At 66.2% G+C, this 26,957-nt stretch carries 26 protein-coding genes and 1 pseudogene; 9 read left to right on the top strand and 18 right to left on the bottom strand.

From position 1 onward, the window contains the following. Positions 1-64: 64 nt before the first annotated feature. Positions 65-1,222 (top strand): benzoate/H(+) symporter BenE family transporter, encoded by a 1,158-nt coding sequence (locus AC59JP_RS22555; RefSeq protein ID WP_497328078.1) that lies wholly within the window; start codon positions 65-67, stop codon positions 1,220-1,222. After that, positions 1,219-1,680: an acyl-CoA thioesterase gene (locus AC59JP_RS22550; RefSeq protein ID WP_497328077.1), complete on the top strand. Its 462-nt coding sequence runs from the start codon at positions 1,219-1,221 to the stop codon at positions 1,678-1,680. Before AC59JP_RS22555 ends, AC59JP_RS22550 begins: the two co-directional genes overlap by 4 nt. Here the strand turns inward: AC59JP_RS22550 and AC59JP_RS22545 are convergent. Genes AC59JP_RS22545 through AC59JP_RS22530 form a run of 4 tightly spaced genes read right to left on the bottom strand, consistent with a single transcriptional unit; the run spans position 1,649 to position 6,248 of the window. Further along, positions 1,649-2,677 carry a phosphotransferase family protein gene (locus AC59JP_RS22545; RefSeq protein WP_497328076.1) on the bottom strand — a complete coding sequence of 343 codons (1,029 nt, stop codon included), beginning with the start codon at positions 2,675-2,677 and terminating at the stop codon, positions 1,649-1,651. The genes AC59JP_RS22550 and AC59JP_RS22545 overlap by 32 nt on opposite strands. Next, positions 2,674-3,891 carry an acyl-CoA dehydrogenase family protein gene (locus tag AC59JP_RS22540; RefSeq protein ID WP_497328075.1) on the bottom strand — a complete coding sequence of 406 codons (1,218 nt, stop codon included), beginning with the start codon at positions 3,889-3,891 and terminating at the stop codon, positions 2,674-2,676. The genes AC59JP_RS22545 and AC59JP_RS22540 overlap by 4 nt, the downstream gene beginning before the upstream one ends. 13 nt (positions 3,892-3,904) lie before the next feature. Further along, positions 3,905-4,717 (bottom strand): SDR family oxidoreductase, encoded by an 813-nt coding sequence (locus AC59JP_RS22535; RefSeq protein ID WP_497328074.1) that lies wholly within the window; start codon positions 4,715-4,717, stop codon positions 3,905-3,907. A gap of 52 nt (positions 4,718-4,769) precedes the next feature. After that, on the bottom strand, positions 4,770-6,248 hold the full coding sequence (locus tag AC59JP_RS22530; RefSeq protein WP_497328073.1) for a cryptochrome/photolyase family protein: 1,479 nt from the start codon (positions 6,246-6,248) through the stop codon (positions 4,770-4,772). A 178-nt stretch (positions 6,249-6,426) separates the two neighbouring features. Here AC59JP_RS22530 and pdhA point away from each other — a divergent pair, with 178 nt between their 5' ends. Next, on the top strand, positions 6,427-7,503 hold the full coding sequence (gene pdhA, locus AC59JP_RS22525; protein WP_497328072.1) for a pyruvate dehydrogenase (acetyl-transferring) E1 component subunit alpha: 1,077 nt from the start codon (positions 6,427-6,429) through the stop codon (positions 7,501-7,503). Next, positions 7,500-8,474: an alpha-ketoacid dehydrogenase subunit beta gene (locus AC59JP_RS22520; RefSeq protein WP_497328071.1), complete on the top strand. Its 975-nt coding sequence runs from the start codon at positions 7,500-7,502 to the stop codon at positions 8,472-8,474. Before pdhA ends, AC59JP_RS22520 begins: the two co-directional genes overlap by 4 nt. 8 nt (positions 8,475-8,482) lie before the next feature. On the opposite strand, the gene AC59JP_RS22515 is transcribed toward AC59JP_RS22520, so the two are convergent. Next, positions 8,483-9,121 (bottom strand): LysE family translocator, encoded by a 639-nt coding sequence (locus AC59JP_RS22515; RefSeq protein WP_497328070.1) that lies wholly within the window; start codon positions 9,119-9,121, stop codon positions 8,483-8,485. Between the two features lie 197 nt (positions 9,122-9,318). Between AC59JP_RS22515 and AC59JP_RS22510 the strand changes: the two genes are divergently transcribed. After that, the gene (locus AC59JP_RS22510; RefSeq protein WP_497328069.1) at positions 9,319-9,978 is read left to right on the top strand and encodes a hypothetical protein; all 660 of its coding nucleotides are present in this window, start codon (positions 9,319-9,321) and stop codon (positions 9,976-9,978) included. A gap of 65 nt (positions 9,979-10,043) precedes the next feature. On the opposite strand, the gene AC59JP_RS22505 is transcribed toward AC59JP_RS22510, so the two are convergent. The 3 genes from AC59JP_RS22505 to AC59JP_RS22495 are packed head-to-tail and all read right to left on the bottom strand — an operon-like array spanning position 10,044 to position 12,894. Continuing rightward, complete coding sequence (locus AC59JP_RS22505; RefSeq protein ID WP_497328068.1) at positions 10,044-11,462, bottom strand: NAD(P)(+) transhydrogenase (Re/Si-specific) subunit beta; 1,419 nt, start codon at positions 11,460-11,462, stop codon at positions 10,044-10,046. Then, positions 11,462-11,791, bottom strand: coding sequence for an NAD(P) transhydrogenase subunit alpha part 2 (locus AC59JP_RS22500; RefSeq protein WP_497328067.1), 330 nt, complete (start codon positions 11,789-11,791; stop codon positions 11,462-11,464). The genes AC59JP_RS22505 and AC59JP_RS22500 overlap by 1 nt, the downstream gene beginning before the upstream one ends. Continuing rightward, complete coding sequence (locus AC59JP_RS22495; RefSeq protein WP_497328066.1) at positions 11,791-12,894, bottom strand: Re/Si-specific NAD(P)(+) transhydrogenase subunit alpha; 1,104 nt, start codon at positions 12,892-12,894, stop codon at positions 11,791-11,793. Before AC59JP_RS22495 ends, AC59JP_RS22500 begins: the two co-directional genes overlap by 1 nt. 205 nt (positions 12,895-13,099) lie before the next feature. Between AC59JP_RS22495 and AC59JP_RS22490 the strand changes: the two are divergent. Together AC59JP_RS22490 and AC59JP_RS22485 are read left to right on the top strand one after the other, a co-directional pair. Then, positions 13,100-13,863, top strand: a pseudogene (locus tag AC59JP_RS22490) (SIR2 family NAD-dependent protein deacylase). A gap of 2 nt (positions 13,864-13,865) precedes the next feature. Then, a complete protein-coding gene (locus AC59JP_RS22485; protein WP_497328065.1) occupies positions 13,866-14,288 on the top strand; it encodes an HIT family protein in 423 nt (140 codons plus the stop codon). A 50-nt stretch (positions 14,289-14,338) separates the two neighbouring features. Here the strand turns inward: AC59JP_RS22485 and AC59JP_RS22480 are convergent, their stop codons facing one another. Further along, positions 14,339-16,009, bottom strand: a complete 1,671-nt coding sequence (locus tag AC59JP_RS22480) for a dihydroxyacetone kinase family protein (RefSeq protein WP_497328064.1) — start codon at positions 16,007-16,009, stop codon at positions 14,339-14,341. A gap of 27 nt (positions 16,010-16,036) precedes the next feature. On the opposite strand from AC59JP_RS22480, the gene AC59JP_RS22475 reads away from it, so the two are divergent. Then, entirely contained in the window at positions 16,037-16,678 is a 642-nt protein-coding gene (locus AC59JP_RS22475; RefSeq protein WP_497328063.1) for a Type 1 glutamine amidotransferase-like domain-containing protein, read from the top strand. Between the two features lie 5 nt (positions 16,679-16,683). On the opposite strand, the gene AC59JP_RS22470 is transcribed toward AC59JP_RS22475, so the two are convergent. Further along, positions 16,684-17,010, bottom strand: coding sequence for a hypothetical protein (locus tag AC59JP_RS22470; RefSeq protein ID WP_497328062.1), 327 nt, complete (start codon positions 17,008-17,010; stop codon positions 16,684-16,686). Between the two features lie 157 nt (positions 17,011-17,167). On the opposite strand from AC59JP_RS22470, the gene AC59JP_RS22465 reads away from it, so the two are divergent. Next, the gene (locus AC59JP_RS22465) at positions 17,168-18,541 is read left to right on the top strand and encodes an FAD-binding oxidoreductase (protein WP_497328061.1); all 1,374 of its coding nucleotides are present in this window, start codon (positions 17,168-17,170) and stop codon (positions 18,539-18,541) included. Between the two features lie 42 nt (positions 18,542-18,583). Here AC59JP_RS22465 and AC59JP_RS22460 read toward each other — a convergent pair whose 3' ends face one another. From AC59JP_RS22460 to AC59JP_RS22425, 8 genes are read right to left on the bottom strand one after another with little or no spacing between them, the layout of a single operon-like run. After that, on the bottom strand, positions 18,584-19,888 hold the full coding sequence (locus AC59JP_RS22460; RefSeq protein ID WP_497328060.1) for an aspartate aminotransferase family protein: 1,305 nt from the start codon (positions 19,886-19,888) through the stop codon (positions 18,584-18,586). Then, positions 19,885-21,036 carry an ABC transporter substrate-binding protein gene (locus AC59JP_RS22455; RefSeq protein ID WP_497328059.1) on the bottom strand — a complete coding sequence of 384 codons (1,152 nt, stop codon included), beginning with the start codon at positions 21,034-21,036 and terminating at the stop codon, positions 19,885-19,887. Before AC59JP_RS22455 ends, AC59JP_RS22460 begins: the two co-directional genes overlap by 4 nt. A 12-nt stretch (positions 21,037-21,048) precedes the next feature. Then, the gene (locus AC59JP_RS22450; protein ID WP_497328058.1) at positions 21,049-21,810 is read right to left on the bottom strand and encodes an ABC transporter permease; all 762 of its coding nucleotides are present in this window, start codon (positions 21,808-21,810) and stop codon (positions 21,049-21,051) included. Next, positions 21,807-22,607 (bottom strand): ABC transporter ATP-binding protein, encoded by an 801-nt coding sequence (locus tag AC59JP_RS22445; protein WP_497328057.1) that lies wholly within the window; start codon positions 22,605-22,607, stop codon positions 21,807-21,809. Before AC59JP_RS22445 ends, AC59JP_RS22450 begins: the two co-directional genes overlap by 4 nt. 8 nt (positions 22,608-22,615) lie before the next feature. Continuing rightward, the gene (locus AC59JP_RS22440) at positions 22,616-23,536 is read right to left on the bottom strand and encodes an ABC transporter permease (protein ID WP_497328056.1); all 921 of its coding nucleotides are present in this window, start codon (positions 23,534-23,536) and stop codon (positions 22,616-22,618) included. Further along, positions 23,533-24,594, bottom strand: a complete 1,062-nt coding sequence (locus tag AC59JP_RS22435) for a TIGR03842 family LLM class F420-dependent oxidoreductase (RefSeq protein WP_497328055.1) — start codon at positions 24,592-24,594, stop codon at positions 23,533-23,535. The genes AC59JP_RS22440 and AC59JP_RS22435 overlap by 4 nt, the downstream gene beginning before the upstream one ends. A 3-nt stretch (positions 24,595-24,597) precedes the next feature. Then, positions 24,598-26,019, bottom strand: coding sequence for a dihydropyrimidinase (hydA, locus tag AC59JP_RS22430; RefSeq protein WP_497328054.1), 1,422 nt, complete (start codon positions 26,017-26,019; stop codon positions 24,598-24,600). Continuing rightward, positions 26,016-26,852, bottom strand: coding sequence for a nitrilase-related carbon-nitrogen hydrolase (locus AC59JP_RS22425; protein WP_497328053.1), 837 nt, complete (start codon positions 26,850-26,852; stop codon positions 26,016-26,018). The genes hydA and AC59JP_RS22425 overlap by 4 nt, the downstream gene beginning before the upstream one ends. Positions 26,853-26,957: the final 105 nt, after the last annotated feature.

Here is a 26,957-nt window from a genome sequence, read left to right as displayed (position 1 = left end):
AAAACGAGCGTTCTGCTTCACCACGAGTGTGTTCGACGGCGACACCTGAGCCAGACTGTCCGTCGTGAGCCTCAGTCAACCGATCAACGCCGGAATCGTCACGGCGCTCGTCGGTTTCACCAACTCCTTCGCCGTCGTCTTGACCGGGCTTCGCGCGGTCGGTGCCAGCCCGGCCGAAGCGGCCTCCGGGCTGTTCGTCGTGACCCTGGTCATGGCGTTGGGAATCATGTTCCTCGCCTACCGCTTTCGCATGCCGATCACGTTGGCGTGGTCGACTCCGGGAGCAGCACTGCTGGCCGGGACCGGCGCCGTCGAGGGCGGGTGGGCGGCGGCGGTCGGCGCATTCGTGGTGACCGGTGCGGCCATCGTGCTCACCGGCGTATGGTCCAGGCTCGGTGACCTCATCGCCTCCATTCCGGTGTCGTTGGCTCAGGCGATGCTGGCGGGGGTGATCCTCCCGCTGTGCATCGAGCCGGTGAAGGCCTTCTCGGTGAATCCCCTCGCGGTCGCACCGGTGGTCGTCGTGTGGCTCGCTCTGTCACGTCTTGCGCCGCGCTGGGCCGTTCCTGCGGCGTTCGGCACTGCCGCCATCGTGATCGGCATCAGCGTCGTCGCCGGGAAATCCGCTCTCGACACGTCCACGCTCGTCCCGGCCGTGAGCCTGACGACGCCACACTGGACGTGGCAGGCGATGGTCGGCATCGCGCTCCCGCTCTACATCGTGACGATGGCGGCGCAGAACATCCCCGGCACCGCTGTCATGGCGTCCTTCGGTTACACCGTTCCGTGGCGCGCCTCGATGACCCTCACCGGGCTCGGAACCGTGATCACGGCGCCGGCCGGTGTGCACGCCGTCAACCTCGCCGCGATCAGCGCCGCGCTGTCCGCCGGTCCCGACGCGCACCCCGATCCGAAAAAACGGTGGACCGCAGCATTCTCCGCCGGTGTCGCGTACCTCGTTCTCGCTCTCGCCTCTGCCGCGCTGGTGACTCTGGTCGCGGCCGCACCGGCAGGAATCGTCGAAACGGTTGCGGGCCTTGCCCTTCTCGGAGTGCTCGCGTCCTCGCTGGCGGCATCGCTGTCCGACGATCGCGGCCGCATCGCCGCAGTGGTCACGTTCGTCGTCGCCGCGTCGGGAGTCTCCATCGCCGGAATCGGCCCGGCGTTCTGGGCACTCGTGATGGGGCTCGTCGTGCGGGCCACGTTATTGTCGAAGGCATGAGAGAGGTCGAGCCCGTCATCGCGTCCGACTACCCGGTGCTGTGGCCGGTTCCCACCCGATGGGCGGACAACGACCACTACGGCCACGTCAACAACGTCACCTACTATTCGTTTTTCGACACGGCGGTGAACGCGTGGCTGATGGACGCGGCCGGGGTCGACATTCGCACCCTGCCCGCCATCGGCATCGTGGCCGAGACGTCCTGTAACTACTTGCGCGAGTTGAGTTTTCCCGACAAGCTCCACGTGGGCATCTCGGTCACCAAGCTCGGCAGCAAATCGATCGTCTACGCGCTGGCGGTGTTCCGCGAGAACGGTGACCAGCTCGAACCCGCCGCAACCGGCCGGTTCGTGCACGTCTACGTCGACGCCACCACCCGCAAGCCGGTCGAGATTCCCGAGCAGATTCGCTCGGCCGCAGCGCGTCTCACAGAATCCCCGACTCCTCTGCCGTCCTGACGGCACGGGCGATGATGCCGTCGATGAGCGTCGCCGTCGGACCACCGTCGCGTCCACGGTTGCGCTCGTCGTCGAGAGCGCGGCGCATGACCCCTTCGGCAATGATGGACAGCTTCCACAGCGCCAGGGTGTGCCAGTATCCGACGGTGGAGACGTCGCGCCCCGTCGACTGTGCATAGGTCTCGACCAGTTCCGCACGGGTCGGGAAACCCGGGAGCGTGGACATCATGAACGGCCCACCGGACGGGTCGGTCTTCTCCGGCCAGTAGGCGAGCAGGGCACCGACGTCGGCGAGTGGATCGCCGAGCGTGCACAGTTCCCAGTCCACGACCGCCTTGATCGACCCGTCGTCGGCGGAGGTGATGACGTTGCTCAGGTGGAAGTCCCCGTGGACCAGGGTCAACTCGGACTGCTCCGGCGCGCACTCCGCCAACGCCGTTGCCAGGCGCGAGATGTCGTCGACGTCGCGGGTCTTCGATTGCTCCCACTGCGCGGACCACCGCTTGAGTTGGCGCGCCGCGTAGGGCTTGTGGCTGGCGAGATCGAGGAGACCCACGCTCTCGAGGTCGACGCCGTGGACGGTGCCGAGGGTGGTGGGCATGGCGAGACCGATGGCGCGCCGACGCTCCTGCGTGAGCCCCTCCGCCACCGAGACGTCGTCGACGACGATGCCGTCGACGTAACTCATCAAGACCAGAGGTGCGTCGGTGACCGTCGAATCTTCGGTCACCGCAACCATCTTGGGCACGGGAACACTGGTCCCCTGAAGGGCGGACAGGATTCGGTGTTCGCGCACCACGTCGTGCGCGGACGCCAAGAGGTGCCCGAGCGGGGGTCTACGCAGAACCCAGCGGCCCCCGGTCGCGTCCTTCACCGCGTAGGTCAGGTTCGACTGCCCGTTTCCGATGCGCTCGAACGAGATCGGAGGACCTGCTCCGATGCCGAGATCGGAGATCCAGGTCCCGACAGCATCTTCGTCGATGCCGACTGCTGTCATTTCGCGTCCTGGCGATACGGCGCGAGCTCGACCCGTGCGATGGTCCGCTTGTGCACCTCGTCCGGACCGTCGGCAAGTCGCAAGGTGCGCAGGTGTGCGTACATGCTGGCGAGGGGGAAGTCGTCGGACACTCCGCCGCCCCCATGGACCTGGATGGCACGGTCGACGATGCGCAGCGCCATGTTCGGGGCGGCCACCTTGATGGCCGCGATCTCGACTCGCGCTTCCTTGTTGCCGACGGTGTCCATCAGCCATGCGGCCTTGAGGGTGAGCAGGCGTGCCATCTCGATGTCGATGCGAGACTCGGCAATCCAGTCCTGAATGTTCGACTGTGCCGCAACAGGTTTACCGAAGGCAACGCGCGACGACGCGCGCTCGCACATCAGCTCCAGCGCCCGCTCGGCCATGCCGATGGCGCGCATGCAGTGATGGATGCGTCCTGGGCCGAGGCGTGCCTGACCGATCATGAATCCTGCACCGACGCCCGCCAGAACGTCCTTGCCCGGAACGCGAACGTTCTCGAACAGCACCTCGGCGTGGCCCTCGCGGTCCTGGTACCCGAACACCGGCAGGCCCCGCACCACCGTGACACCGGGCGCATCGATGGGAACGACCATCATCGACTGCTGGGCGTACGTCGACGCGCTGGGATCGGTCTTGCCCATGACGATGAGCACCTTGCAGTTGGGGTGCAATGCGTTGGAGGTCCACCACTTTCGGCCGTTCAGTACGAAGTCCTCGCCGTCGGCTTCCATCGTCATCTGGATGTTGGTGGCGTCGGAGCTCGCCACGGCAGGTTCGGTCATCGCGAAGGCTGACCGGATGGTGCCGTCGAGAAGGGGTTTGAGCCACTTCTCCTTGTGCTCGTCCGTGCCGAACCGAGTGAACACCTCCATGTTGCCGGTGTCCGGCGCCGAGCAGTTGCACGCCTCGGGCGCGAGAATGGCGCTGCGGCCCATGATTTCGGCAAGCGGCGCATAGTCGGCGTTGGTCAGGCCCGCGCCGTACTCGGGGTCGGGGTGGAAGAGGTTCCACAGGCCGCGCGACTTCGCTTCGGCCTTGAGCTCCTCCATGATGGGCGGGTCGAAGTGCGGGTCGCCGGACTCCGCCATCTGCTTCGCGTACACCGCTTCCGCCGGATAGATGTGCTCGTCCATGAACGCGAGAAGCCGTTCACGAAAGTCGAGGCAGCGGTCGGAGTAAGCGAAATCCATGGTGGTGTCTCCTCTAGTTGGACTGGCCGGATTCGAGGGCGCGCCGGTACTTGCGCATGCCGCCGATCCATCTGCCGTAATCGGATCCCTTGCGGCGGTACATCTCCAGCACTTCGGGATGGGGCAGGATCAGGAAACGCTCGTCCTCGATCGCCTCCATGACCACGCGGGCGACGTCGTCCGGTTCCAGTACGGCGCCCGCTTGGGTGACAGCACTCGCCGCCACGGATGCGCCCGGCTGATCCGTCTCGAATCCCGAATTGAGCAATGCGGTGTTGACGCCCATCGGACACAGGCAACTGACGGCAATTCCCCTGTCGCCGTAGGTAACCGACATCCATTCCGCGAACCCGACCGCGGCGTGCTTGGACACCGAGTAGGTGGCCGAACCGATCTGGGTCAGCAAGCCGGCCGCAGACGCCGTCGACAGGAAGTAGCCACTTCCGCGCTCGAGCCATCCGGGGACGAGCGCACGCGCGGCCCGGACATGAGCCAGCACGTTGACGTTCAGTGCGACGTCCCACAGATCGTCCGGTGTGTCGACACCCATGCCCGCGGCCGTGCCGGCGTTGGCCACGTACAGATCCACCGGGCCGAATTCCTTCTCCGCGCGCGCGATCAGTGCGTCGATCACGGCCGGGTCGGACACGTCGCCGCCCATTCCGACAGCGGAGGCGCCGATCGAGTCCGCCACCGCGACCGCGGAGTCCTCGGCGAGGTCCGCGACGACGACGGACGCACCCCCGGCTGCGAGCGCTCGTGCAATGGCTGCGCCGATACCGGCGCCGCCTCCCGTGACAATGGCGACTGTGCCTGTGACCCGCATCTCTCCGATGCTAGACGTAGCTCGGCGACGCGTCGGAGTCGGCGCCGACGATCTAGAAACTGTCTCGGTGTCGCTCCTGCTCGAGCACGGCGTCGAGGTCTTTGAGTCGGTTCATCGAACTCACTGCCCGAGAAGTACGAGGGTTGGAGCCCAAGCGTTCTCGATGGCGGTGAGTGAACGCCCAGTACCCCGCGGTGAACGGGCACGCGTCGTCGCCGAGCCTCTTCTTGGGGTCGAACTCGCACCCCTTGCAGTGGTTCGTCATCTTGTCGATGTAGGCGCCGCCGGAACTGTAGGGCTTGCTGGCGATCACCCCGCCGTCCGCGTGCTGGCTCATCCCCACGACGTTGACCGGCATGACCCACGTGAACCCGTCGACGAAGTTGGCGGTGTACCAGTCCGTGAGCTCGCGGGGGTCGTAACCCTGTTGCAGCGCATGGTTTCCCAGAATCATCAGCCGCGGAATGTGGTGCACCCACCCCCGGTCGCGGACCCCACGCAACGCGTCGGACAGGCAGGCCGCGGTGACGGCGTCCGCGTCGAGATCGGCGAACCACGACGGCAGCGGGGTGTGCGCGTCCATCTCGTTGCGGTTCGCGTACTCCTCCCCCAAGTGCCAGTAGAGGTGCCACACGTACTCGCGCCATCCGATGATCTGACGAACGAAACCCTCGACGCTCGCCAGCGGCGCATTGCCGTCCCGATAGGCCTGCTCGGCAGCGTGGACGGCGTCGAGCGGGTGCAGCAGCCCCATGTTGAGCGGGACGGACAGCAACGAATGCGACATGGTCCAGTCGTCGGCCATGACCGCATCCTCGTAAGGCCCGAACGTGTCGAGTCGATCGGCGACGAACGTCGTCAATGCCTGCTGCGCCTCGTCCGCGGTGACCGCGAACAGTCGTGGGCCGTCCTCACCGAGCCACGTGATGTCCATCGCGTCGAGGTCGCGTCTAACCTCGTTGTCGATGCTGTCCTCCTCGGGCCACCACGGCTCCGGAACATCGAGTGTGCGTTGCCCTTTGGGAGGCTTTTCCCGGTTCTCCACGTCGAGGTTCCACGCACCTGCGGTCGGCAGTTCACCGTCCATCAGGATGTCGAATCGCCGACGCTGATCTCGGTAGAAGTTCTCCATGATGAACTTCTTCTTCTTGCCCGCCCAGTCCGCGAAATCGGCGCGAGAAAGCGCGAACGTGGGAATCGGGAGGATCTTCTCGACGAGTCCGTCGTCCTGCATCCGTCGCACCAGGGCTTCCGCGGCGCGGGACGTCGGCTCGTGCACGACGACGGGGCGTCCGAGGGACTCGATGGCCTCTCGGTACGTGTCGGCCTTGATGTAGGTCGCCCGGTCGCCGAGCTCGGCGGCGAGATGGCGCATGCCCGACAGGAGCAGGTGCGCTTTCTGCCTGTGCGCCGGGCGGCGACGGAGGGCGCCGGCGGACTCGACCATCACCACCTCGCGGTCCACGTGTTCGGGTGTCGAGTGCACGTGGGGACCGAGTTGGTCGGCGAAGATCCAGAGTGGTGCGGCCATGTTTCGAGTATGCCCAGCCGTCGCCGCGACCAACCGAAGTGAGCAGGACGCTCATCACTGATCAAAGCATTTATTGTCAGACGTGCCTTCTGCGCATATTGTTGACCAGCACTTGCGCATCTCGCTCAGACGAGGATCCTGTGAAGCAGGACACAATCCTGAGACCGGAGGCAGTGCAATGCGAGACCACATCGCTCATCCCGTGCAGTTGGTTCAGCCGGACGGTCGACGCGTCCACAATCCCGAGTTCGCCGCATTGGTCGCCGATGTCGGCCCCGACGCCGTTCGCGCGCTGTACGAGGATCTCGTCGTCAGCCGCCGCATCGACTCCGAGGCCACCGCCTTGCAGCGCCAGGGCGAACTCGGCCTCTGGGCTCCGATGCTCGGCCAGGAGGCCGCGCAGGTCGGTTCCGCACGCGCACTCGAACCGACCGATTTCGCATTCACCAGCTACCGCGAACACGCCGTCGCCTACTGCCGCGGAGTGCCGCCGGAGGACCTCACGAAGTTGTGGCGCGGTGTCGCACACGCCGGGTGGGACCCGAAGACGTACGGCATCACCAACCCGGCCATCATCGTCGGCTCGCAGGGCCTGCACGCCACCGGATACGCCATGGCCGCCCACCTCGAGGGCGACGAGCTCGCCACCATCGCCTACTTCGGCGACGGCGCGACGAGTCAGGGCGACATCTCGGAGGCGCTGTCCTTCTCCGTCGCCTTCGGCGCAGGCGTCGTGTTCTTCTGCCAGAACAACCACTGGGCCATCAGCGAGCCGGTCAGCGTGCAGAGCCCTCTCCCCTTGGCCTCGCGCGCAGCAGGTTTCGGGATGCCGGCACTGCGCGTGGACGGCAACGACGTGCTCGCGGTTCTCGCCGTCACCCGCATGGCCGCCAAGCGCGCCCGCGAAGGTGGTGGCCCGACGTTCGTCGAAGCGATGACCTACCGCATGGGCCCGCACACCACCTCCGACGACCCGACCCGCTACCGCGACAGCGCAGAACGCGACGCATGGAAGGTCCGCGACCCGATCTCCCGCGTCGAGCAGCTGCTCCGTCGAGAAGATCTGTGGGACAGCAAATTCGAGGAGCGCGTTCGCGAGCGGGCCGACGACGTGGCCACCCGCCTCCGCGCAGCCACGATCACCTCGGTCGATCCGACCCCCGCCTCGCTGTTCGACCACGTCTACGCCGACCCGCACTCACTGGTCGAGACCCAGAAGCAGAACTTCGACGCCTACACGGAGGCCCTGTCATGAGCACGACCACCACACTGGGAAAGGCGATCAACGCCGGTCTGCGCGCAGCCCTGGACGACGACGCCAAGGTCCTGTTGATGGGACTCGACATCGGCAAGCTGGGCGGAGTGTTCCGCGTGACCGACGAGCTGCAGAAGGACTTCGGCAACACCCGCGTCCTCGACATGCCGCTCGCCGAATCCGGCATCATCGGAACGGCTTTCGGGATGGCCCTGCGGGGAATGCGGCCGGTCTGCGAAATTCAGTTCGACGGATTCGTCTACCCCGCGTTCGACCAGATCGTCTCGCAGGTGGCCAAGATTCGCTACCGCACCGACGGTCTTGCCACGGCGCCGCTGACCATCCGCATCCCGTTCGGAGGCGGAATCGGTGCAGTGGAACATCATTCGGAGTCGCCCGAAGCGTACTTCGCACACACGGCCGGGCTGCGCGTCGTGGTTCCGAGCACGCCGACCGATGCGTACTGGATGATCCAGCAGTCCATCGCGTCGGACGATCCGGTCGTGTTCTTCGAACCGAAGAGCCGCTACTGGGACAAGGGCGAGATCGACATGTCCGACCCGCTGCCGCTGGACTCCGCACGAGTGGTCCGTCAGGGGACTGACGTCACGATCGTCGCCTACGGCTCCCGCGTGCGGACCGCTCTGCAGGCCGCGGAGATCGCGGCGAGCGAGGGCCACAGCGTCGAGGTCATCGATCTGCGGTCACTCTCGCCCATCGACTACGCGACCATCGACGCGTCGGTCCGCAAGACCGGGGGTCTGGTGACGGTTCAGGAAGCGTCGACCTTCGTCGGGATCGGGGCCGAGATCGCCGCGCACGTGTCACACGAGTGCTTCCTCAGCCTGGAAGCTCCGGTCGAACGGGTCGGCGGCTTCCACACGCCCTACCCACCCGCGCGGTTGGAGAAGCACTACCTCCCCGACGCCGACCGCATCCTGGCTGCGGTGGACACCGTTCTGGCGCGATAGCACCTCCGTCAAGGTTTTTCTCCGGAGAGCAGCAGCACCGCTCCCAGGCCGATCATGAGTCCGCCGCCGATGCCCTCCATACTCGACAGTCGCTTCGGAGAGGTAGCGAACCAGTCCCTGGCTCCCCCTGCGACGAGCGCCCAGATCGAGTCGAGCGCAAGCGCGACGAGCACGAATATCATGCCGAGCGCGACAAGCTGAACTGGCACATCCTCGCGTGATGGATCCACGAATTGGGGAAGGATCGCGACGAGGAAGACAATCGATTTCGGGTTGGTCACTCCCACTGTGAAGCCCTGAAGCAGAAGCCGCTTTCTCGACAGCGTCCTTGCGCGCGTGTCGGCCACCGCACTCGGTCGGTTGCGATGGCGAATGGTCTGGACGCCGAGGTATGCGAGGTACGCGGCACCCAGGATCTTGATGACAGTCAGTGCCGCAACAGAACTCGCCACGAGCGCTCCTACTCCGGCTGTGACCGCGACGACCAGCGGTATTTGCCCCAATCCGTTGCCGAGGACATTCAGTAGACCGCCGCGACGTCCATAGGAGATCGAGCGACTGACGGTGAACAGCACGCTGGGTCCCGGAACTGCGATGAGCGCAAGCGAGGCCAGAGCGAAGGCGACTGCCGTCGTGAAAGAGATCATGTCATTGCTTCCGTACGGTGAGGACTATCCAAATTTCGGATGGACTATGTCGACAGCCGGGAAGGCTTGTTTTCGAGATCGCGTAAGCGGCGGGTCCGTTCGGTCCTGCCGGGAACAACTGTACCCGGCCCGGGCCGCTGCCCGCTCGCTCCAGCGTCTAAGGATTTTGCCAGAGTCATGAGAGAGAATTCGTCTCCGTGAGCACCACGACCACGGAGCGAATTCGACTCCAGTACCGAGGAACCCGGCGACGGTGGTGGACGGCATCGGCCGTCACCGCCGCCGCGCTGATCGCGCTGTACGCAGTGCTGCCCGCCGCGGGCGTCGACTACCCACCGGGCCGCACGTACCTCGCTCCGCTGTACCGACCCGCGGCTGCACTGCTCGGGTCGCTCGAGGTGACGTCGATTCTGCTCGCCGTGACGGCGTTGTCCGTGATCGCGGTGGTCCGCAAGCTGCACTACGGAATTGCGGCGGTCCTGATCACGACCCTGGGCGCCAACCTGATGGGCGCCGGCATGCGCACCTGGATCGGCGAGGCCGTTCTCCCGTCCGCGGTGGCCAACGGGCCGGTGATCGCGGTGGCGTCGGTGGTTGCGGCTGCGTCGATCGTGAGTGCGGCGCGGTGGCGACCGGCGGTGGCGGGCCTCGGCAGCGTGGTGATTCTCGCCGTGTCCGGTGCCGCGGTGACCACGGCCGCGGCCGGCGTCGTTTCGGTGGTCGGCGCATTACTGGTGGTGGGGCTCTGGTGGTCGCTTGCGTCGATCCTCATGACGCACTCGCCCATCGCTGCCGAGCGCGAACGGCAGAACCCGCTCAGCACGGCCGCCATGGCGCTGGGTGCCGACCGCCAATAGTCCACCCGCTGTGCGCGATTTCCGCCCCTCTGGGGGCGGAAATCGCGCACAGGTGGCGAAGCCGCCTACAGAGCCTTGAGCTCCTCGGTCACTTCACTGACGGACTTCTTCGCGTCGCCGAACAGCATCGACGTTCCCTGCGCGAAGAACAGCGGGTTGTCGATACCGGCGAAACCGGAGTTCATCGACCGCTTGAGCACGATCACCGACTTGGACTGATCCACATTCAGGATCGGCATGCCGTGGATCGGCGAGCTCGGGTCGTTGCGCGCTGCCGGGTTGGTGACGTCGTTCGCGCCGATCACCAACGTGACGTCGGTGCGGCCGAACTCGTCGTTGATGTCGTCCATTTCCTTCATCGCGTCGTAGCTGACGTCGGCCTCGGCGAGCAGGACGTTCATGTGGCCCGGCATGCGGCCCGCGACGGGGTGAATGGCGTACTTGACCTCGACACCCTTCGCCTCGAGCAGCTTGGCCATGTCCTTGACCGCGTGCTGTGCCTGCGCGACCGCGAGGCCGTAGCCCGGCACGACGATGACCTGGTTGGCGTACGCCATCTGAATCGCGGCGTCCGCGGCGGACGTTGCCGTCACGGTCCGCTCGACACCGTCACCGGCACCGGCAACCGCTGCGCCGCCGCCGAATCCACCGGCGACGATGGCCGGGATGGACCGGTTCATGGCCTTGGCCATGAGGTTGGTCAGGATGGTTCCCGACGCGCCGACGATCATGCCGGCGACGATCATGGCGGTGTTGTCGAGCGCCAGGCCGGCGGCCGCCGCGGACAGTCCGGTCAGGGCGTTGAGCAGCGAGATCACCACGGGCATGTCCGCACCGCCGATGGGCAGCACGACCGTCAGACCGAGGATTCCGGCCGCAACCAGAACCACGAGGATCCACAGCTGCGACACACCGCCGCCGGACGCACCGATCCCGATGATCACCGCGGCCGCGACGGCAGCGATGAGGAGAAGTGCGTTGAGCGGCTGCTGCAGCTTGCCGACGGTGATCGGGCGTCCCGGCAGCGTTTCCTGCAGCTTGAGGAACGCGATGAGCGAGCCCCAGAACGAGATCGACCCGATGATGGCGGCGAAGAGCGAACCGATGATGACGGGCGCAGTCGGGCCCGTCTCGCCGTGGAAGTCCGAGAAGCCGCTGGTCTCGAGGAACTCCGACCATGCGATCAGCGCGACCGTACCGCCGCCCACGCCGTTGAACAGCGCGACGAGCTGCGGCATCGCCGTCATCTTGGTGCGACGTGCGGGCGGAACACCGAGCACCACACCGACGACGAGACCCGCGACGATGATGATCCAGTTCGAGGTGTCCCGGATGTGGATGAGCGTCGCGATCACGGCGATCGCCATGCCGACCGCGGCGATCTTGTTGCCGCGAACCGCGGTCTTGGGGCCGGTCAGGCCCATCAGGCCGTAGATGAACATGGCGAACGCCACGATGTACATCACGGAGACGAGGTTGTTCATCAGGCGTCGCCCTTCGTGTCGGCCGAGACCTTCTCGGGGGCCTTGCCCTTGAACATGCCCAGCATGCGGTCGGTCACGACGAAGCCGCCGATGACGTTGACCGTGCCGAACACGACGGCGACGAACAGGATGATCTGAATGAGAATGCTGGGGTTCTCCACGGTGCCGAGCACCACGAGCGCACCGAGCACGACGATGCCGTGAATGGCATTGGTGCCCGACATCAGCGGTGTGTGCAGCGTGTTGGGGACCTTGGAGATCACGGCGAACCCGACGAAGCCGGACAGCACCAGGATCCCGATGTTGGCGAGCAGACCTGTGTAATCCATCAGGCGTCTTCCTTTTCACGTGTCACACAGGACTGCGCGATCACCTCGTCGGAGAAGTCCGGCGAGAATGCACCGTCCTTCAGCATGAGTTCGAGCAAAGCCGAGATGTTCTTGGCGTACAGCTCGCTGGCGTGCTCCGGCATCGTGGCCGGGAGGTTGAGCGGCGAGCAGATGGTGACGTCGTGCTTGACGACGGTCCGGCCCGGCTCGGTGAGCTCACAGTTTCCGCCCGTTTCGCCGGCGAGGTCGACGACCACGCTGCCGGGCTTCATGCCCTCGACGGCCGCCGCCGTCACCAGACGCGGTGCCGGCCGTCCCGGTACGAGCGCGGTGGTGATGACGACGTCGAAGCCCTTGATCGCGTCTTCGAGCGCTTTCTGCTGCTGGGCGCGCTCGTCGTCGGTGAGCTCACGGGCGTACCCACCCTCACCGGCGGCGTCGATGCCGAGATCGAGCCACTGCGCGCCGACCGAACGAACCTGGTCGGCGACCTCGGGACGTACGTCGTATCCGGTCGGGCGCGAGCCGAGACGCTTGGCCGTCGCCAGGGCCTGCAGACCGGCGACGCCGACTCCCAGCACGAGCACCAGCGCAGGCTTCACGGTGCCGGCCGCGGTGGTGAGCATCGGGAAGAAGCGCGTGGACTCCGACGCCGCGAGCAACACGGATTTGTAGCCCGCGACGTTGGCCTGCGAGGACAACGCGTCCATGACCTGCGCGCGCGAGATGCGCGGGATGGCCTCGACCGCGAACGCCTGCACGCCCGCGGACTTCAGCGCGGCGATCTTGTTGTCCGCGTTGCGCGGCGCCAGGAACCCGATGAGCGTCGAGCCCGACTTCAGCTTCGCGACCTCGTAGTCGCTGGGGGGCGCCACCTTGACGACGACGTCGGCGGACCACGGGTCGCCGATGGACGCGCCCGCGGCGGTGTACAGCTCGTCGGGAATGAGAGCCCCGAGGCCCGCACCCGACTCGACGACGACGCGGACACCTTTTCCGGTCAGGGACGACACGATCTTGGGAACCAGCGCGACGCGGCGTTCACCGTCGCCCGATTCGCGAACGACCCCCACGAGGGGGCCGACGCTCTGCGGCGTATCCAAATGCTTTGTCTTTCTCTGATGGTGCGGTTACCGGCGAGGTGTTCTCGGAGTGCTGATCGAGCGCTCGACGGAACACGCCGGTGTTGACGTTGACGACGTATGGGCAAGGTAACCCACGACACAGACAGATGGGACACGGGCCGGAGATGGTGAGCGAACTCATACAGAATCGGCGATCCGATCTGTGGCACGGCACACTCCAGGCATGACTTCCCACGCTGCGTCACGCGGCGCCGTCGCACTGGCTCGCGACGCGCAGCGCGTCGCAATCCTGACCGGAGCAGGCATGTCCGCGGAGTCCGGAGTTCCGACGTTTCGCGACGTTCGAACCGGCCTGTGGGCCCGCTTCGACAACGAAGAGCTCGCCAGCGCGGACGGCTGGGAACGCGACAGTGCCCTGGTGTGGGGCTGGTACCGGTGGCGAATGGACATCGTGGCTCGGGCGCAGCCCAACCCCGGGCACCGTGCGATCACCGAATGGCAGCGGGCCGTCGACGTCACCGTCGCGACGCAGAACGTCGACGATCTGCACGAACGTGCGGGAACGACGGTGGCCGCACACGTGCACGGCAACCTGTTCGATCCGCGCTGTACACCTGCGGCCGGCGTGATCCCGACTTCGAGCTCGCGCCCTTCGACCCGTCCGCGGACCGGATGACGCCGCCGACGTGTCCGCACTGCGGTGGGGAGATGCGCCCGGGTGTCGTGTGGTTCGGGGAGTCTCTCCCCTCGGAGGACTGGAACGCGGCCAGTGCCGCCGTGTCGGCTGCCGACCTGGTCGTCGTGATCGGAACCTCCGGCGTCGTGCAGCCGTTCGCGAGCCTGCCGTCGCACGCCCGCGGGTCCGTTCTCGAGATCAACCCGGTCGAGACCGAGATCTCGCACGTAGCCGACGTGTGCTGGCGGACCACCGCAGCCGAGGGCCTACCCGCGCTCGTCGACGCCGTCCTGCGGCCCGGGACGCTGTAGCCGTGACCGACTGCATCTTCTGCGACATCGTCGACGGCACGTGCCCCGCGTCACGGGTCTACGAGAACGACACCGTCGTGGCGTTCCTGGACATCCGTCCGCTCGCGCGGGGTCACACGCTGGTCGTGCCGCGCACTCACGCCTCCGGTCTGGCCGACCTCGACCCGATCTCGGCGGAAGCCGTGTTCACCGCAGGCCGCAAGATCGCTGCCGCGCAGCGCAGATCGGCCATCGGCGCCGACGGGGTGAACCTGCTCGTCAACGACGGCCGCGCCGCCATGCAGACCGTCTTCCATCACCACATGCACGTGGTTCCGCGCTTCTCCGGGGACAAGCTGCGTTTCGCCGCCCAGCTGTTGACGCGGCGACCGCACGAACTCGAGGCGACGGCGCGCATGTTGCGGGAGGCGTTGGCGCAGGAGTGATCAGGCAGGGGCCGAATCAGGTCAGGGGGCGAATCAGGTCAGGGGGCGAATCAAGTCAGGGACTGCGCTGCCTCCTCGAAAAGCCACGCGACCACCAGAGCCCCCGGATCGACGACACCGCGAGCTGCGTCGCCGATGTAGCTCGCCCGGCCGCGGCGGCCCAGCAGTTCGGACGTCGACTCGGCGCCCGAGCGAGCGGCGTCCGCGGCGACGCGCAGCGCGTCCGAGAGCGATTGTGCGCGTGCCGAATCGAGAGCCTCGACCGCGGGTGCTATCGCATCGATCATCGTCTTGTCGCCGACCGCGGCGCCACCGAGATCGGTGATGGCGCGCATACCGTCGCGGGTGGCATCGGCCAGCGCATCGGTGGTGACACCGGCCGCCCCGAAGGCGACGTCGAACTGGTGGAACCACACCCCGAACAGCGCGCCGGACGTGCCGCCGGCACTGCCGAGGAAACCGTCGGCGATGCGTCTGAACACAGCGGACGGGGAGTCGTCGTCGGTGATCGCCACCGCGTCCAACGCGGCGACCATGTTCGTTCCGAAGTCTCCGTCACCCGCCCGTCGGTCGAGGTCGGTCAGCTCGTCGACGCTCCCGAGGACTCTCTCGACGAACCGGGACGCCCACGCCGTCACCGAGGAATCGGCTTCGGAGTCGTCCGTGTAGTCCAGTGCGGCAACATCATCGGAGGCATCCTGCAGTCCCGCGAACTCACCGCCGGGCGCGTGCGGCCATCCCGGCGCCGACGTGGGGGCGTCCCACAACTCGAGCATGTCGTCGGTGCACGTCACGAGCGTGAGGGATGCCCCGGCCATGTCGAAGGCGGTCACGAACGTACCGACGAGGGCACGGCGTACCCGTATTCCTCGGCCGGACAGGTACTTTGCCGCGTTGCCGAACAGTACGTTCAGTTCCAACGGATGGGTGGCGCCCAGACCGTTGACGATCACGATGACCTCCGCCCCGCTGTCGAGGCCGAGCGAGGACACGATGGGGTCGAGAAGGGCGGCGGCGAGTTCCTGCGCCGACATCGCCGGCACCCGGCCGGTTCCGCGTTCACCGTGAATGCCGACGCCGAGCTCGATCTCGCCGTCGGGCAGATCGAAGGACGCACGGTCGGCGCCGGGCACCGTACACGCGCGAAAGGCGACGGCCATGCTGCGCGCGTTCTCGGCCACGGCACGTCCGAGAGCTGCGACCTCGGTCAGTGAATCACCGCGCTCGGCCGCTGCGCCACAGATCTTTTCGACGGCGATGGTGGCCGCGGTACCGCGCCGACCCGGCCCGTCCTCGGACTCGGTCGCCACGTCGTCGGCCACGACGACCGTCTCGACGTCGATCCCGTCGTCTGCCGCGAAATCGGCGGCGATCGAGAAATTGACCACGTCGCCCGTGTAGTTCTTGACGATGTGCAGCACTCCGCCGCCGGCGTGTACCGCCGCGGTGGCAGCTCGGATCTGCAGGGCATTGGGTGAGGTGAACACGAGTCCCGGAACGGCGCCCGCCAGCATCCCGGCACCGACGAATCCGGCATGCAACGGCTCGTGTCCGGACCCACCGCCGGACAGGAGTGCGACGCGAGAATCGGGCAACGGTTCGCGCCGTGTGAAGTATCCGGGGTTCGGCACCCAGGTCAGGTCGGCGGCGATCGATGCGGCAGCGCGCGCAGCGTCGGCGACCAGGGTCCGCGGAGAATCGATGATCTTCTGCGTCGTCATGACCCCACACTAGGTAGCGTTTCCGACGTGCGATTGTTTTTGGCGTCCTACCGATTCGGCGGTCATCGACAACGGTTCCTCGACATGGTCGGGCAACCGGGTCGCATCGCGGTGATCGCCAACGCGGGCGATTCCTGGCCGGCGTCGGCCAGGGCGTCGAGCGTGACCAGCGAGCTGGGTCCGTTGCGGTCGGCCGGGTTCGCCCCGGAGGAGGTCGACCTGCGTGAATTCGTCGGCAGGACAGCCGAACTCGCCGATACGCTGGCCACGTTTCCGGCCGTCTGGGTCCGAGGGGGAAACACCTTCGTGTTGCGGGCGCAGCTCGCCCGCAGCGGCGGGGACACCGTGCTGCGCCGGATGCTTGTCGACGACGCGGCGGTGTACGGCGGTTACAGCGCCGGAGCGTGCATCCTCGGGCCCACTCTGGTGGGAATCGAGGAAGCCGACCCGCCCGGCGAGGTGCGGCCGACCACCGGGACGGACGCGCAATGGGACGGACTCGGAGTGATCTCCAGAGCCGTTGTGCCGCATTGGCAATCGGAATTACTGGACGACGACGACGCGGGTGGTCGAATGGTGAGTGCACTGCGGGCGGCAGGCGTGGATTTCGTCACCCTTACCGACGAGCAGGTGCTGATCGTGGACGGCGACCGCGAGGAAGTGGTCTGACTGCTTTAACCGCTGTGCGCTACCGGTACGAGCAACGGCGACAGCCTGTCCAGCGCCGACCACGTGGTGCGGCAGCGCCGGACCGTCATCTCGTCCGCGTCCCGCAGCAGAAGATCGAGCAACTCCTTGGGTTGTGCCGACCAGCGCGCGCGGAACTCCTGCGCCTCCGCCGGCGAGAACAGCCCGGACGAGGTGAGTGCATCGACCCAGGTACCCACGTCGCCTCGATGGATGGCTTCGATGGTGTCGTAGTGAACCCGCGTGTGGGCGAACTCGTACGAGAACAGCGCTGCCACGCAGTCGGACTTCTGCGATGTGTTGGACCGTGCCATGGGGAGCCTCCTAGCGACCGTCTTCTGGACGCTAGCCCTACGACAAGCGTTTTCGAGTCGCTATACCGATACGATCTGATAACAGAGTGACTGATGTGACGTATGTGAAAGTCGCATTTTTGTGGCTCACGTCATACGCGCGGGTAACGTCGAAGGCGTGACCATCAGCATCAGCGCACTCGATTCGCTCGTCGAGACACTCGACTCCTCGGACGTCGTCACCGACCCCGACATCACGGCGAGCTACCGCCAGGACTGGGCGCGCGACCCCGACGCCGGTACGCCCCTCGCCGTCGTCCGGGCGCGGAGCACCGAAGACATTCAGGCCGTGATGCGCTGGGCGACAGAGCATTCGGTTCCCGTCGTCCCCCGCGGCGCCGGATCGGGACTGTCGGGCGGCGCCACCGCCGTCGACGGAGGACTCGTGCTGTCGACGGAACTGATGCGCGAGATCACCGTCGATCCCGTCACGCGCACCGCCGTCGCGCAGCCCGGTCTGCTGAACGTCGAGGTCAAGGCCGCCGCTGCCGAGCACGGCCTCTGGTACCCGCCGGACCCGTCGTCGTTCGAGATGTGTTCGATCGGCGGCAACGCCGCGACCAACGCGGGCGGACTGTGCTGCGTGAAGTACGGCGTGACCACCGATTACATTCTCGGCCTGCAGGTCGTCCTCGCCGACGGCACCGCGGTGCATCTCGGTGGCGCGCGCCTGAAGGACTCGGCGGGACTCTCGCTCACCAAGTTGTTCGTCGGCAGCGAAGGTGTGCTCGGCATCATCACCGAGATCACGCTGCGCCTCATTCCGGCTCAGCCGCCCGCGAGCACCGTCGTCGCTTCGTTCGCGTCGCTTCGCGCCGCCACCGACACAATCCTCGCAATCACCCGCACTATGCGACCCGCGATGCTCGAGTTCATGGACAAGGCGTCCATCAACGCCGTCGAGGACGCGATGAAGATGGGCCTGGACCGCAGCGCCGAGGCCATGCTGATCGCCCGCTCCGACTCACCCGGCGCGCACCGCACCGAGGAGATCGAGATCATCGCGGCCGCGTGCCGGGACAACGGAGCCGACGACGTCTTCGTCACCGACGACCCCGACGAGGGCGAAGCCTTCGCGGCCGCCCGTCGCTTCGCCATACCGGCGGTCGAACGGACCGGCAGCCTACTCCTCGAGGACGTGGGAGTTCCCCTGCCCGCGCTGGCCGATCTGGTCGAGGGGATCGCGGAAATCTCCGCTGCGCAGGACGTGGTGGTCGCCGTGATCGCGCACGCCGGCGACGGCAACACCCACCCGCTGATCGTCTTCGACCCCGACGACGCCGACATGGAGCGGCGCGCCCATCAGGCCTTCGGCGACATCATGACGCTCGCAATCTCGTTGGGCGGCACCATCACCGGCGAACACGGCGTGGGCCGGTTGAAGAAGGCGTGGCTGCCCGATCAGGTGGGCCCGGACGTGATGGAGCTGACCCGCCGGATCAAGCACGCGCTCGATCCGGCGGGGATTCTGAACCCGGGCGCCGTGCTGTGAGTGAAAACCGCCCCTCTCGGGGCGGTTTTCACTCACAGCGGGTTACATCAGCGAATCGGCCACGTCCAGAACCTCGTCGAGAATTTCGAGCCCCTGCCTGATCTCGTCCTCGCTCGTGGTGAGCGGCGGCGCGATCTGCAACCGGTTGCCGGCGACGAAAGGCCACAGGCCACGGCTCTTCGCCGCCTTGGTCACCTCGGCCATCGCAGCATTGTCCGCACCCGTCGCGGCGAACGGCGTCAACGGTTCCCGAGTCTTCGGGTCCTTCACCAATTCGACCGCCCAGAAGAAGCCCTTGCCGCGAACCTCGCCGACGCTGGGATGCGACTCCCCCAACTTCGACAGGCCCGCTCCGAGAACCTCCTCGCCGACGGAGCGCACGTGCTTCAGGATGCCGTCGCGCTCGAACACCTCGATCGACGCGACGCCGGCCGCGCAGCCGAGCACGTGACCGGAGTAGGTCAGGCCGCCCGGGTACGGAGTGTGATCGAACTGCTGCGCAATGCGTTCCGAGATGACCACGCCGCCGAGCGGCACGTAGCCGGAGTTGACTCCCTTCGCGAACGTGATCAGATCCGGCTCGACGTCCCAGGCCTGACACGCGAACCACTCGCCGATACGGCCGAACCCGACCATGACCTCGTCGGCGATGTAGACGATGCCGTACTTGGTGCACAGTTCCCGTACGCCGGCAAGGTAGCCGGGAGGCGGGATCAGCACACCGTTGGTGCCGATGACGGATTCGAGGATCAACCCGGCGATGTTCTGAGCGCCCTCGAGTTGGATCACCATCTCGAGATGCTTCAGCGCCGCAGCGGTCTCCTCCTCCGGACTGCTTGTCTCCCAGGGTGATCGGTACGGGTAGGGACCGAGGAATCGGACGACGTCGACGTTCGTCGGTTCCGTCCCCCACCGCCGCGGCTCACCCGTCAGGCCGATCGCCACACCCGTTCCGCCGTGGTACGAGCGGTACGCCGCCAGCATCTTGGTGCGGCCGGTGTGTTGGCGCGCCAACCGAACCGCGTGCTCGACGGCCTCGGCACCGCCGGTGGTGAAGAAGACCCGATTCAGGTCGCCCGGCGCACGTTCGGCGATCATCGTCGCCAGTTGGCTTCGCTTGTCGTTGGCGACGGTCGGAGAGATGGTGGTGAGAATCTGCGCCTGCTCGACGATGGCCGCGATGACGTCCGGATGCTGGTGTCCGATGTTGACGTTCACCAGCTGCGACGAGAAGTCCAGGTATCGCTTTCCCGTCTCGTCCCAGAACCACGAACCCGATGCTCCCGCAACGGTGATCGGGTTCAGCTCGGCCTGAGCCGACCAGGAGTAGAAAACGTGCTCACTCACTTTCCACCTTCTTCGAGCGTGACTGTCTGCGGCGTGTAGGACTCACCGGTCACGTCGACACCGTCGGACTTCAACATGTCGAGTGCCTGCGTGACGTATTCGTTGGTGTACGCCTCGGCGTCGGGATCCTTGGTCAGCACCGTCGACCCTTCGGCGTTGCGGGCGCTCTTAGCAATTTCGACGGTCTGATTCCACGAGGACTGGTCGACCATGCCGATTCCGTCGGGCGACGGCCAGATCAGCTTGTTGACCTCGTTGACCTGCCAGAGCTGATGGCTCGCACCGAGTGTCGATCCGGCGGCGACGGTGATGTCGCGGCACTTCTCGACGTTGTCGCGGCAGAACGCCCACCCCTTCAGCGATGCGGCGATGAACTTGACGGTCTGGTCCTTGTAGGCCTGATCGTTCAGTTTCTCCGTGTTGGCCCAGATCGCGTCCTGCAGCATCGCAACGCCGTCGGTGTTCCAGTCGATCGTGGTGAAGTCGGCCGGCGTATAGAGCTGGCCGGTGGCCGGGTTCTTCGTCTCGAGAAGCTGTGCGTACTCGTTGTACGACGTCGCCTGCGCCGCTGCGATGTCACCGGACAGCAACCCGTTCATGTCGAACTGCTGCTGCACGAGCGTGACGTCCGATGCCGGATTCAGACCGGCCTTCGTCATCCCGGCGAACAGCTCGAATTCGTTTCCGTAGCCCCAGTTTCCGACTGTCTTGCCGCGGAAGTCGGCGGGAGAGTTGATGTTCGCCGACTTGAACGAGACTTGCCTCGATCCCGACTTCTGGAAGATCTGCGCGACGTCGGTGATGCCGGCGCCGGCTTCACGGGACGCGAGCGCCTTCGGCACCCAGGCGATCGCGTAGTCGGCCTGACCCTGGGCCAGAACCGTCTGCGGCACGATATCGGTTCCGCCGTCCACGATCTGGACGTCCAGACCCTGCTCCTTGTAGAAGCCCTGATCGACGGCGGCGAGGTAGCCGGCGAACTGGCCCTGCTTGAACCACTGCAGTTGCAGTTTGACCGGCGTCAGGCCGTCCGCACTCGTGGACGATGTGGTCGACCCCGATTCGGTTGTGCTGCAGGCGGTCAGGGCGGTGGCGACCAGGGCGACGCTGGCCGCAGCCATGCCCACACGCTTCCAAAGGGTTGTCATCGAGTCTCCTGGTCAGTGGGTGGACGATACGGACGGGCGGGGCCTTTTCGCCGCCTGCTCGACGAGCAGAACGACGACGAAGAAGAGCAGGCCTACGATCATGGCTCCGAGAACGTAGGACCAGGCTCGCGGATACGCGGTATTGGATGCGGCAGAGGTGATTCGGGAGCCGAGACCGTTCTGGAGCCCCCCGAAGTACTCGGCGATGATGGCGGCGATCACGGCACCGGGCGCTGCGACGCGTAGCCCGGTGAACAGGAACGGCAATGCAGCCGGAATGCGGACGGCGCGCGTCGTGGCCCAGTTGCTCGCGGCGTAGGACGTCATGAGGTCGAGGTGGACCTGCGGAGACTGCCGCAATCCTTTTCCGGTGCTGACGAACAAGGGAAAGAACACCACGACGGTGACCACCAGACGACGCGGGAGGTCTGTCGTCGAGGAGTACATCGAGTTGAACAGCGGCGCGAGCGCGACGATCGGGATGGCAGCGGCCGCAGCGGCTACGGGCGACAGCAGTTCGTCGACGATACGGGTGCGCGTGGCGAGAATAGCCGCGAGCACGCCCAGAACGGTTCCCGCGAGCAAGCCGACCAACGCGTTCGTTCCCGTCGCCATCGACGCCGTGGCGATACCGCTGACGTTCTTCCCGAACTGCTCGGCAATCGCACCGGGCGACGGGAGCAGGAACGACGGGATTCCGGCGACCGTGGTCAGCACCTGCCACAACGCCAGCACGGCGACCCCGAACACGACGGGTGGGGCGAGCGTCTTCATCGGACGTCGACTCCGCTGACGCCGATGGTTCCCGACCGCGTGCGACCGTGCAGCGCCTCGCGCACTGCGGTGATCGAGTCGAAGAACGCCGCACTCTCGCGCACGTCCCCCTCGGCTCCGCGGACTCCGGTGATCGGAACGACAGCCGTGATGCGGCCCGGGCGCGGCGACATCACGACCACCCGATCGGACAGGAACACCGCCTCGGGAATCGAGTGCGTCACGAACACCACGGCAGCGCCGGTCTCACCCGCGATGCGCAGCAGCTCGGATTGCATTCGCTCACGGGTCATTTCGTCGAGAGCGCCGAACGGCTCGTCCATGAGCAGCAGTGACGGCGTCCGCGCAAGCGCGCGAGCGATGGCGACGCGTTGCTGCATACCGCCCGACAGTTCGGTCGGGTACCGCGTCGCGAAATCGGTGAGCCCCACCATCTCGAGCAACTCTGCGCTGCGTGCGCGTCGCTCCTTCCCGGGCATCTTGTGGAGCTCCAGCGGCAGCTCGACGTTGGCGCGGACGGTGCGCCAATCGAGCAGTCCCGCTTGCTGAAAGGCGATGCCGTAGTCCTGATCGAGACGCGCCTGGCGCGGAGTCTTGCCCAGGACCTTGGCCGTTCCCGACGACGGTTGGTCCAGGTCGGCGATGATGCGTAACAACGTCGACTTGCCGCACCCCGACGGCCCGATGAGGGAGACGAACTCGCCTGCTCCGACGGTCAGCGACACGTCTTCGAGCGCGGTGACGCCCGCACCCTGAAACACCTTGCCGACGCCGTCTAAGTCGATTGCATTCGTCATTGCTGTCCTTATCCGCGGCGGCCGGCGTACCGGCCGAGGAGACGTTCGAGAAGTCCGACGAGTGCGGTGACCACCACACCGAGCAGTGCGGCCGCGAGCACCGCGGCGTAGAGGCGAGAGGAGTCACCGGTCGCCTGCTGCGAGAACACGATGATCTGCCGGCCGATGCCACCCGCTGTGCCGGTGGAGATCTCGGCGACGATCGCGCCGATCACCGACGACGCCGCGGCGAGTCGAAGTGCCGGGATCAGGTGCGGAACCGACGCCGGGAGCCGCACTTTCAGCAAGGTCGGCCACCACCCGGCCGAATAGCAGTGCATCAGTTCGACGGACGCCGTCGAGGGTGCCCGCAACCCACGCAGCATCCCGATGGCCACCGGGAAGAACGCGAGGTACGACGCGATGACGGCGATGCTCATCCACGGCTGCCAAGGCTGGCCTCCGATCGCAATCTTTCCGCCCCACCCGACGATCAGCGGAGCCAACGCGATCAACGGAACAGTCTGCGACAGAATCACATACGGCAGGACGGCTCGCTCGACCAAGCCGAACCGCTGCATCGCCACCGCGAGGAGTAGCCCGACGACCGCGCCGAGCACGAATCCCAGGATCGCCAACACGAAGCTGAACAGGCCTGTCGCCAGCAGCGCCGCGCCCACGCTGCGGGACCCGGCCACACTCACCTCGGGCTGCCCGAGAACGGTGATGACAGACCAGACGTGAGGCAGGGCGCCGTCGTCCGTCCTGGGCAGGACTCGCGTGTCGCCGATCGACACCCCGTTCGCAGGCACCAGGACCTTGACCAGTTCCCACACCACGAGAATCAGAGCGATGGCGAGGACGCCCATGAGGGGGCGCCGGTACCGGCTGGACGTCGGAGCTGCCGGCGCCGGCTCCACCACCGCCGCCGCATCGAGAACGCTTGTCACTGTGTGGCCGTCACGGGTGCAATCAGCTCGGGCAGAACGGATTCCCCGTACGCGTCGAGCGTGGCGGTCTTGTTGTCGTGCTGCAGGTACACCGCGAACTGGTCGACGCCCAGCTTCTCGAGCTCCTTCAACCGGCGCACGTGTTCGCTCGCCGGCCCCAGCAGGCAGAAACGGTCGACGATCTCGTCGGGTACGAAGTCCGCGTGGGTGTTCCCGGCGCGGCCGTGCTGGTTGTAGTCGTATCCTTCGCGACCGGCGATGTAATCGGTCAACGCCTTCGGAACAGCAGGAGTGGAGCCTGCGGAACGACCCGAGGTGTCTGCATCCGCACCGTATTTGGTGACGATGTCGGCGACGTGGTTGCCCACCATTCCGCCGAACCAACGACACTGGTTCCGCGCATGGTCGAGCGCCTCCGGTGATCCGTCGGTGATGTACGCCGGTGCCGCAACGCACATGGTGATCTCGTCCGGGTCACGGCCGGCTGCTTCGGCACCGGCACGCACCGTCGCGATGGTCCATGCGGTGATGTCGGGATCGGCCAGCTGCAGGATGAAGCCGTCCGCGACTCGCCCCGTCAGTTCGAGTGCGCGTGGACCGTATCCGGCCACCCAGACCTCGAGTTCGGACTTCGCCGCCCACGGGAATCGAACCGTGGTCTCACCGATCTGCGCGCTGCGCCCGTTGCCGAGCTCGCGAATGACCTCGATCGATTCTTCCAGTCGCGCAATGGTGGTGGGCTTGCCGCCGAGCGTGCGGACAGCCGAGTCACCGCGGCCGATGCCGCACACCGTTCGATTTCCGTACATCTCGTTCAGCGTCGCGAACGTGGATGCGGTGACGGTGACGTCGCGGGTGGACGGGTTGGTGACCATCGGTCCGACGACGACCTTGCGCGTCGACGCCAGAATTTGGCTGTAGATCACGTACGGCTCCTGCCACAGCAGGTGCGAATCGAACGTCCACACGTGCGAAAAACCATGCGTCTCGGCGATTCTCGCGAGCTCCACGACCCGTGAACTGGGCGGGGTGCATTGCAGCACCACTCCGATGTCCATCGATCAGATCAGGTTCTGCGAGAGTTCGCGTTTGACGAACGATCCGTGCCCGGCCCGGCCCACGTACTTCTCCTCGTCGACGATGATCGTTCCGCGCGAGAGCACGGTGTCGACGTGACCGTCGATCTCGAACCCCTCGTACGCGGAGTAGTCCATGTTCATGTGGTGCGTCTTGTCCACCCCGATGCTGGTGTGCCCCTTGGGGTCGTAGATCACGATGTCCGCATCCGCACCCGGCGCGACGATGCCCTTGCGGGGGTACATCCCGAACATGCGAGCGGGCGTGGTGCAGCACACCTCGACCCACTTCTCCAACGAGATGAGGCCGTTCTTGACTCCCTGGAACATGAGATCCATGCGGTGCTCCACGGACCCGATACCGTTGGGGATCTTGGAGAAATCGCCGATCCCCATTTCCTTCTGGTCCTTCATGCAGAACGGGCAATGGTCGGTGCTGACGGTGGTGACGTCACCGGTCCGCAGGTACCGCCACAGCTCGTCCTGGTGACCTTCTTCGCGGGAGCGCAGCGGGGTCGAGCAGACCCATTTGGCGCCTTCGAATCCCGGTGCACCGAGCTGCTCTTCGAGCGAGAGGTACAGGTACTGCGGGCAGGTCTCGGCGAAGACGTTCTGACCGCGGCCGCGGGCCTGCGCGATCTGTTCCAGCGCCTGCTTGGCGGACACGTGGACGACGTACAGCGGTGCGCCGGTGACGTTCGCGAGCATGATCGCCCGGTGCGTCGCCTCTTCCTCCATCTGCCACGGGCGCGAGGTGCCGTGGAAATACGGAGCGGTGTCACCACGGGCGACGGACTGCGCCACGAGCACGTCGATGGCAATTCCGTTCTCCGCGTGCATCATCAGCAGAGCCCCGGTTTCGGCAGCGGACTGCATGGCCCGCAGGATCTTGCCGTCGTCGGAGTAGAACACACCGGGATACGCCATGAAGAGCTTGAAGCTGGTGACGCCCTCGGACACCAGCTCGCTCATGGCTTTCAGCGAATCGTCGGTGACGTCGCCGATGATCTGATGGAACCCGTAGTCGATGGCGCATTGCCCCGCGGCCTTCTCGTGCCACTGCGCCAGCGTGTCCTGAACTCGTTGGCCCGGAGTCTGAATGGCGAAGTCGACGATGGTGGTCGTCCCTCCCCACGCCGCAGCGCGGGTGCCGGTTTCGAACGTGTCGGACGCGAACGTGCCGCCGAACGGCATCTCCATATGGGTGTGTCCGTCGACTCCGCCGGGGATGACGTACTTGCCCGTCGCGTCGATCACCGTGTCGCTGGTCGCGGCGAGATCCACCCCCAAAGTGGTCGAACCCGGTTGCAGCACAGCGACGATCGTCTGATCGTCGATCAGGACGTCGAGCTTCTGCGAGCCTGTCGGCGACACCACTGTGCCGCCGTGGACGAACGTCGTACTCACGGCGCCACCAACGGTCCGTAGGCGTCGGGCCTGCGGTCTCGATAGAAGGCCCACCGATCGCGCACGGTCTTGATGAGCGAGAGGTCGAGGTCGCGAACCACCAGTTCCGGCGCGGTGTCCGATGCGACGTCGCCGACGAACTTGCCCTCCGGGTCGACGAAGTAGCTGGTTCCGTAGAAGTCGTCGTCACCGAACTCCTCGATGCCGACCCGGTTGATGGCGCCGATGTAGTACTCGTTGGCCACGGCGGACGCGGGCTGCTCGAGCTTCCACAGGTAGTTGGACAGCCCGCGCGAGGTGGCGGAGGGGTTGAACACGATCTCGGCGCCGGCGAGGCCCAGCGCTCGCCAGCCCTCGGGGAAGTGCCGGTCGTAACAGATGTAGACGCCGACCTTGCCGACCGCGGTGTCGAACACGGGCCAGCCGAGATTGCCCGGGCGGAAGTAGAACTTCTCCCAGAACCCGTTGACGTGCGGAATGTGGTGCTTGCGGTATTTGCCCAAGTAGGAGCCGTCCGCGTCGATCACGGCGGCGGTGTTGTAGAGAACTCCGGGCTGCTCCTGTTCGTAGACGGGCAGCACCATGACCATCCCGAGTTCCTTGGCGAGCGCCTGGAACCGCTCGACCGTCGGGCCGGGAACGGACTCGGCGTAGTCGTAGAACTTCGCGTCCTGCAACTGGCAGAAATAGGGCCCGTAGAACAACTCCTGGAAGCAGATCACCTTGGCGCCCTGCTCGGCTGCCTGCCGGGCATAGTCCTCGTGGGCCTTGATCATCGATTCCTTGTCACCGGTCCAGTTCGTCTGAACCAGCGCGGCGCGCACGATCGTCATTGCAGCAATCACCTTCCGCGATCAACGAGATTCTTCGTCTGTGTGATCCTGCACCCTGAACGCAACAATTTGTGTAACAACTGAGCGGTAACAGTTTCCGCCTCG

This window comes from Rhodococcus sp. 320_ES (assembly GCF_059691855.1).
Note: the sequence above shows the minus strand (reverse complement) of the source record. Positions and strands in the feature narration are given on the sequence as shown.

Coding starts and splice junctions, on each gene's coding strand:
- AC59JP_RS22550 (WP_497328077.1), top strand. CDS start 1,219: ATGAGAGAGGTCGAGCCCGTCATCGCGTCCGACTACCCGGTGCTGTGG.
- AC59JP_RS22545 (WP_497328076.1), bottom strand. CDS start 2,677: ATGACAGCAGTCGGCATCGACGAAGATGCTGTCGGGACCTGGATCTCC.
- AC59JP_RS22540 (WP_497328075.1), bottom strand. CDS start 3,891: ATGGATTTCGCTTACTCCGACCGCTGCCTCGACTTTCGTGAACGGCTT.
- AC59JP_RS22535 (WP_497328074.1), bottom strand. CDS start 4,717: ATGCGGGTCACAGGCACAGTCGCCATTGTCACGGGAGGCGGCGCCGGT.
- AC59JP_RS22530 (WP_497328073.1), bottom strand. CDS start 6,248: ATGGCCGCACCACTCTGGATCTTCGCCGACCAACTCGGTCCCCACGTG.
- pdhA (WP_497328072.1), top strand. CDS start 6,427: ATGCGAGACCACATCGCTCATCCCGTGCAGTTGGTTCAGCCGGACGGT.
- AC59JP_RS22520 (WP_497328071.1), top strand. CDS start 7,500: ATGAGCACGACCACCACACTGGGAAAGGCGATCAACGCCGGTCTGCGC.
- AC59JP_RS22515 (WP_497328070.1), bottom strand. CDS start 9,121: ATGATCTCTTTCACGACGGCAGTCGCCTTCGCTCTGGCCTCGCTTGCG.
- AC59JP_RS22505 (WP_497328068.1), bottom strand. CDS start 11,462: ATGAACAACCTCGTCTCCGTGATGTACATCGTGGCGTTCGCCATGTTC.
- AC59JP_RS22500 (WP_497328067.1), bottom strand. CDS start 11,791: ATGGATTACACAGGTCTGCTCGCCAACATCGGGATCCTGGTGCTGTCC.
- AC59JP_RS22480 (WP_497328064.1), bottom strand. CDS start 16,009: ATGACGACGCAGAAGATCATCGATTCTCCGCGGACCCTGGTCGCCGAC.
- AC59JP_RS22470 (WP_497328062.1), bottom strand. CDS start 17,010: ATGGCACGGTCCAACACATCGCAGAAGTCCGACTGCGTGGCAGCGCTG.
- AC59JP_RS22455 (WP_497328059.1), bottom strand. CDS start 21,036: ATGACAACCCTTTGGAAGCGTGTGGGCATGGCTGCGGCCAGCGTCGCC.
- AC59JP_RS22450 (WP_497328058.1), bottom strand. CDS start 21,810: ATGAAGACGCTCGCCCCACCCGTCGTGTTCGGGGTCGCCGTGCTGGCG.
- AC59JP_RS22445 (WP_497328057.1), bottom strand. CDS start 22,607: ATGACGAATGCAATCGACTTAGACGGCGTCGGCAAGGTGTTTCAGGGT.
- AC59JP_RS22435 (WP_497328055.1), bottom strand. CDS start 24,594: ATGGACATCGGAGTGGTGCTGCAATGCACCCCGCCCAGTTCACGGGTC.
- AC59JP_RS22425 (WP_497328053.1), bottom strand. CDS start 26,852: ATGACGATCGTGCGCGCCGCGCTGGTTCAGACGAACTGGACCGGTGAC.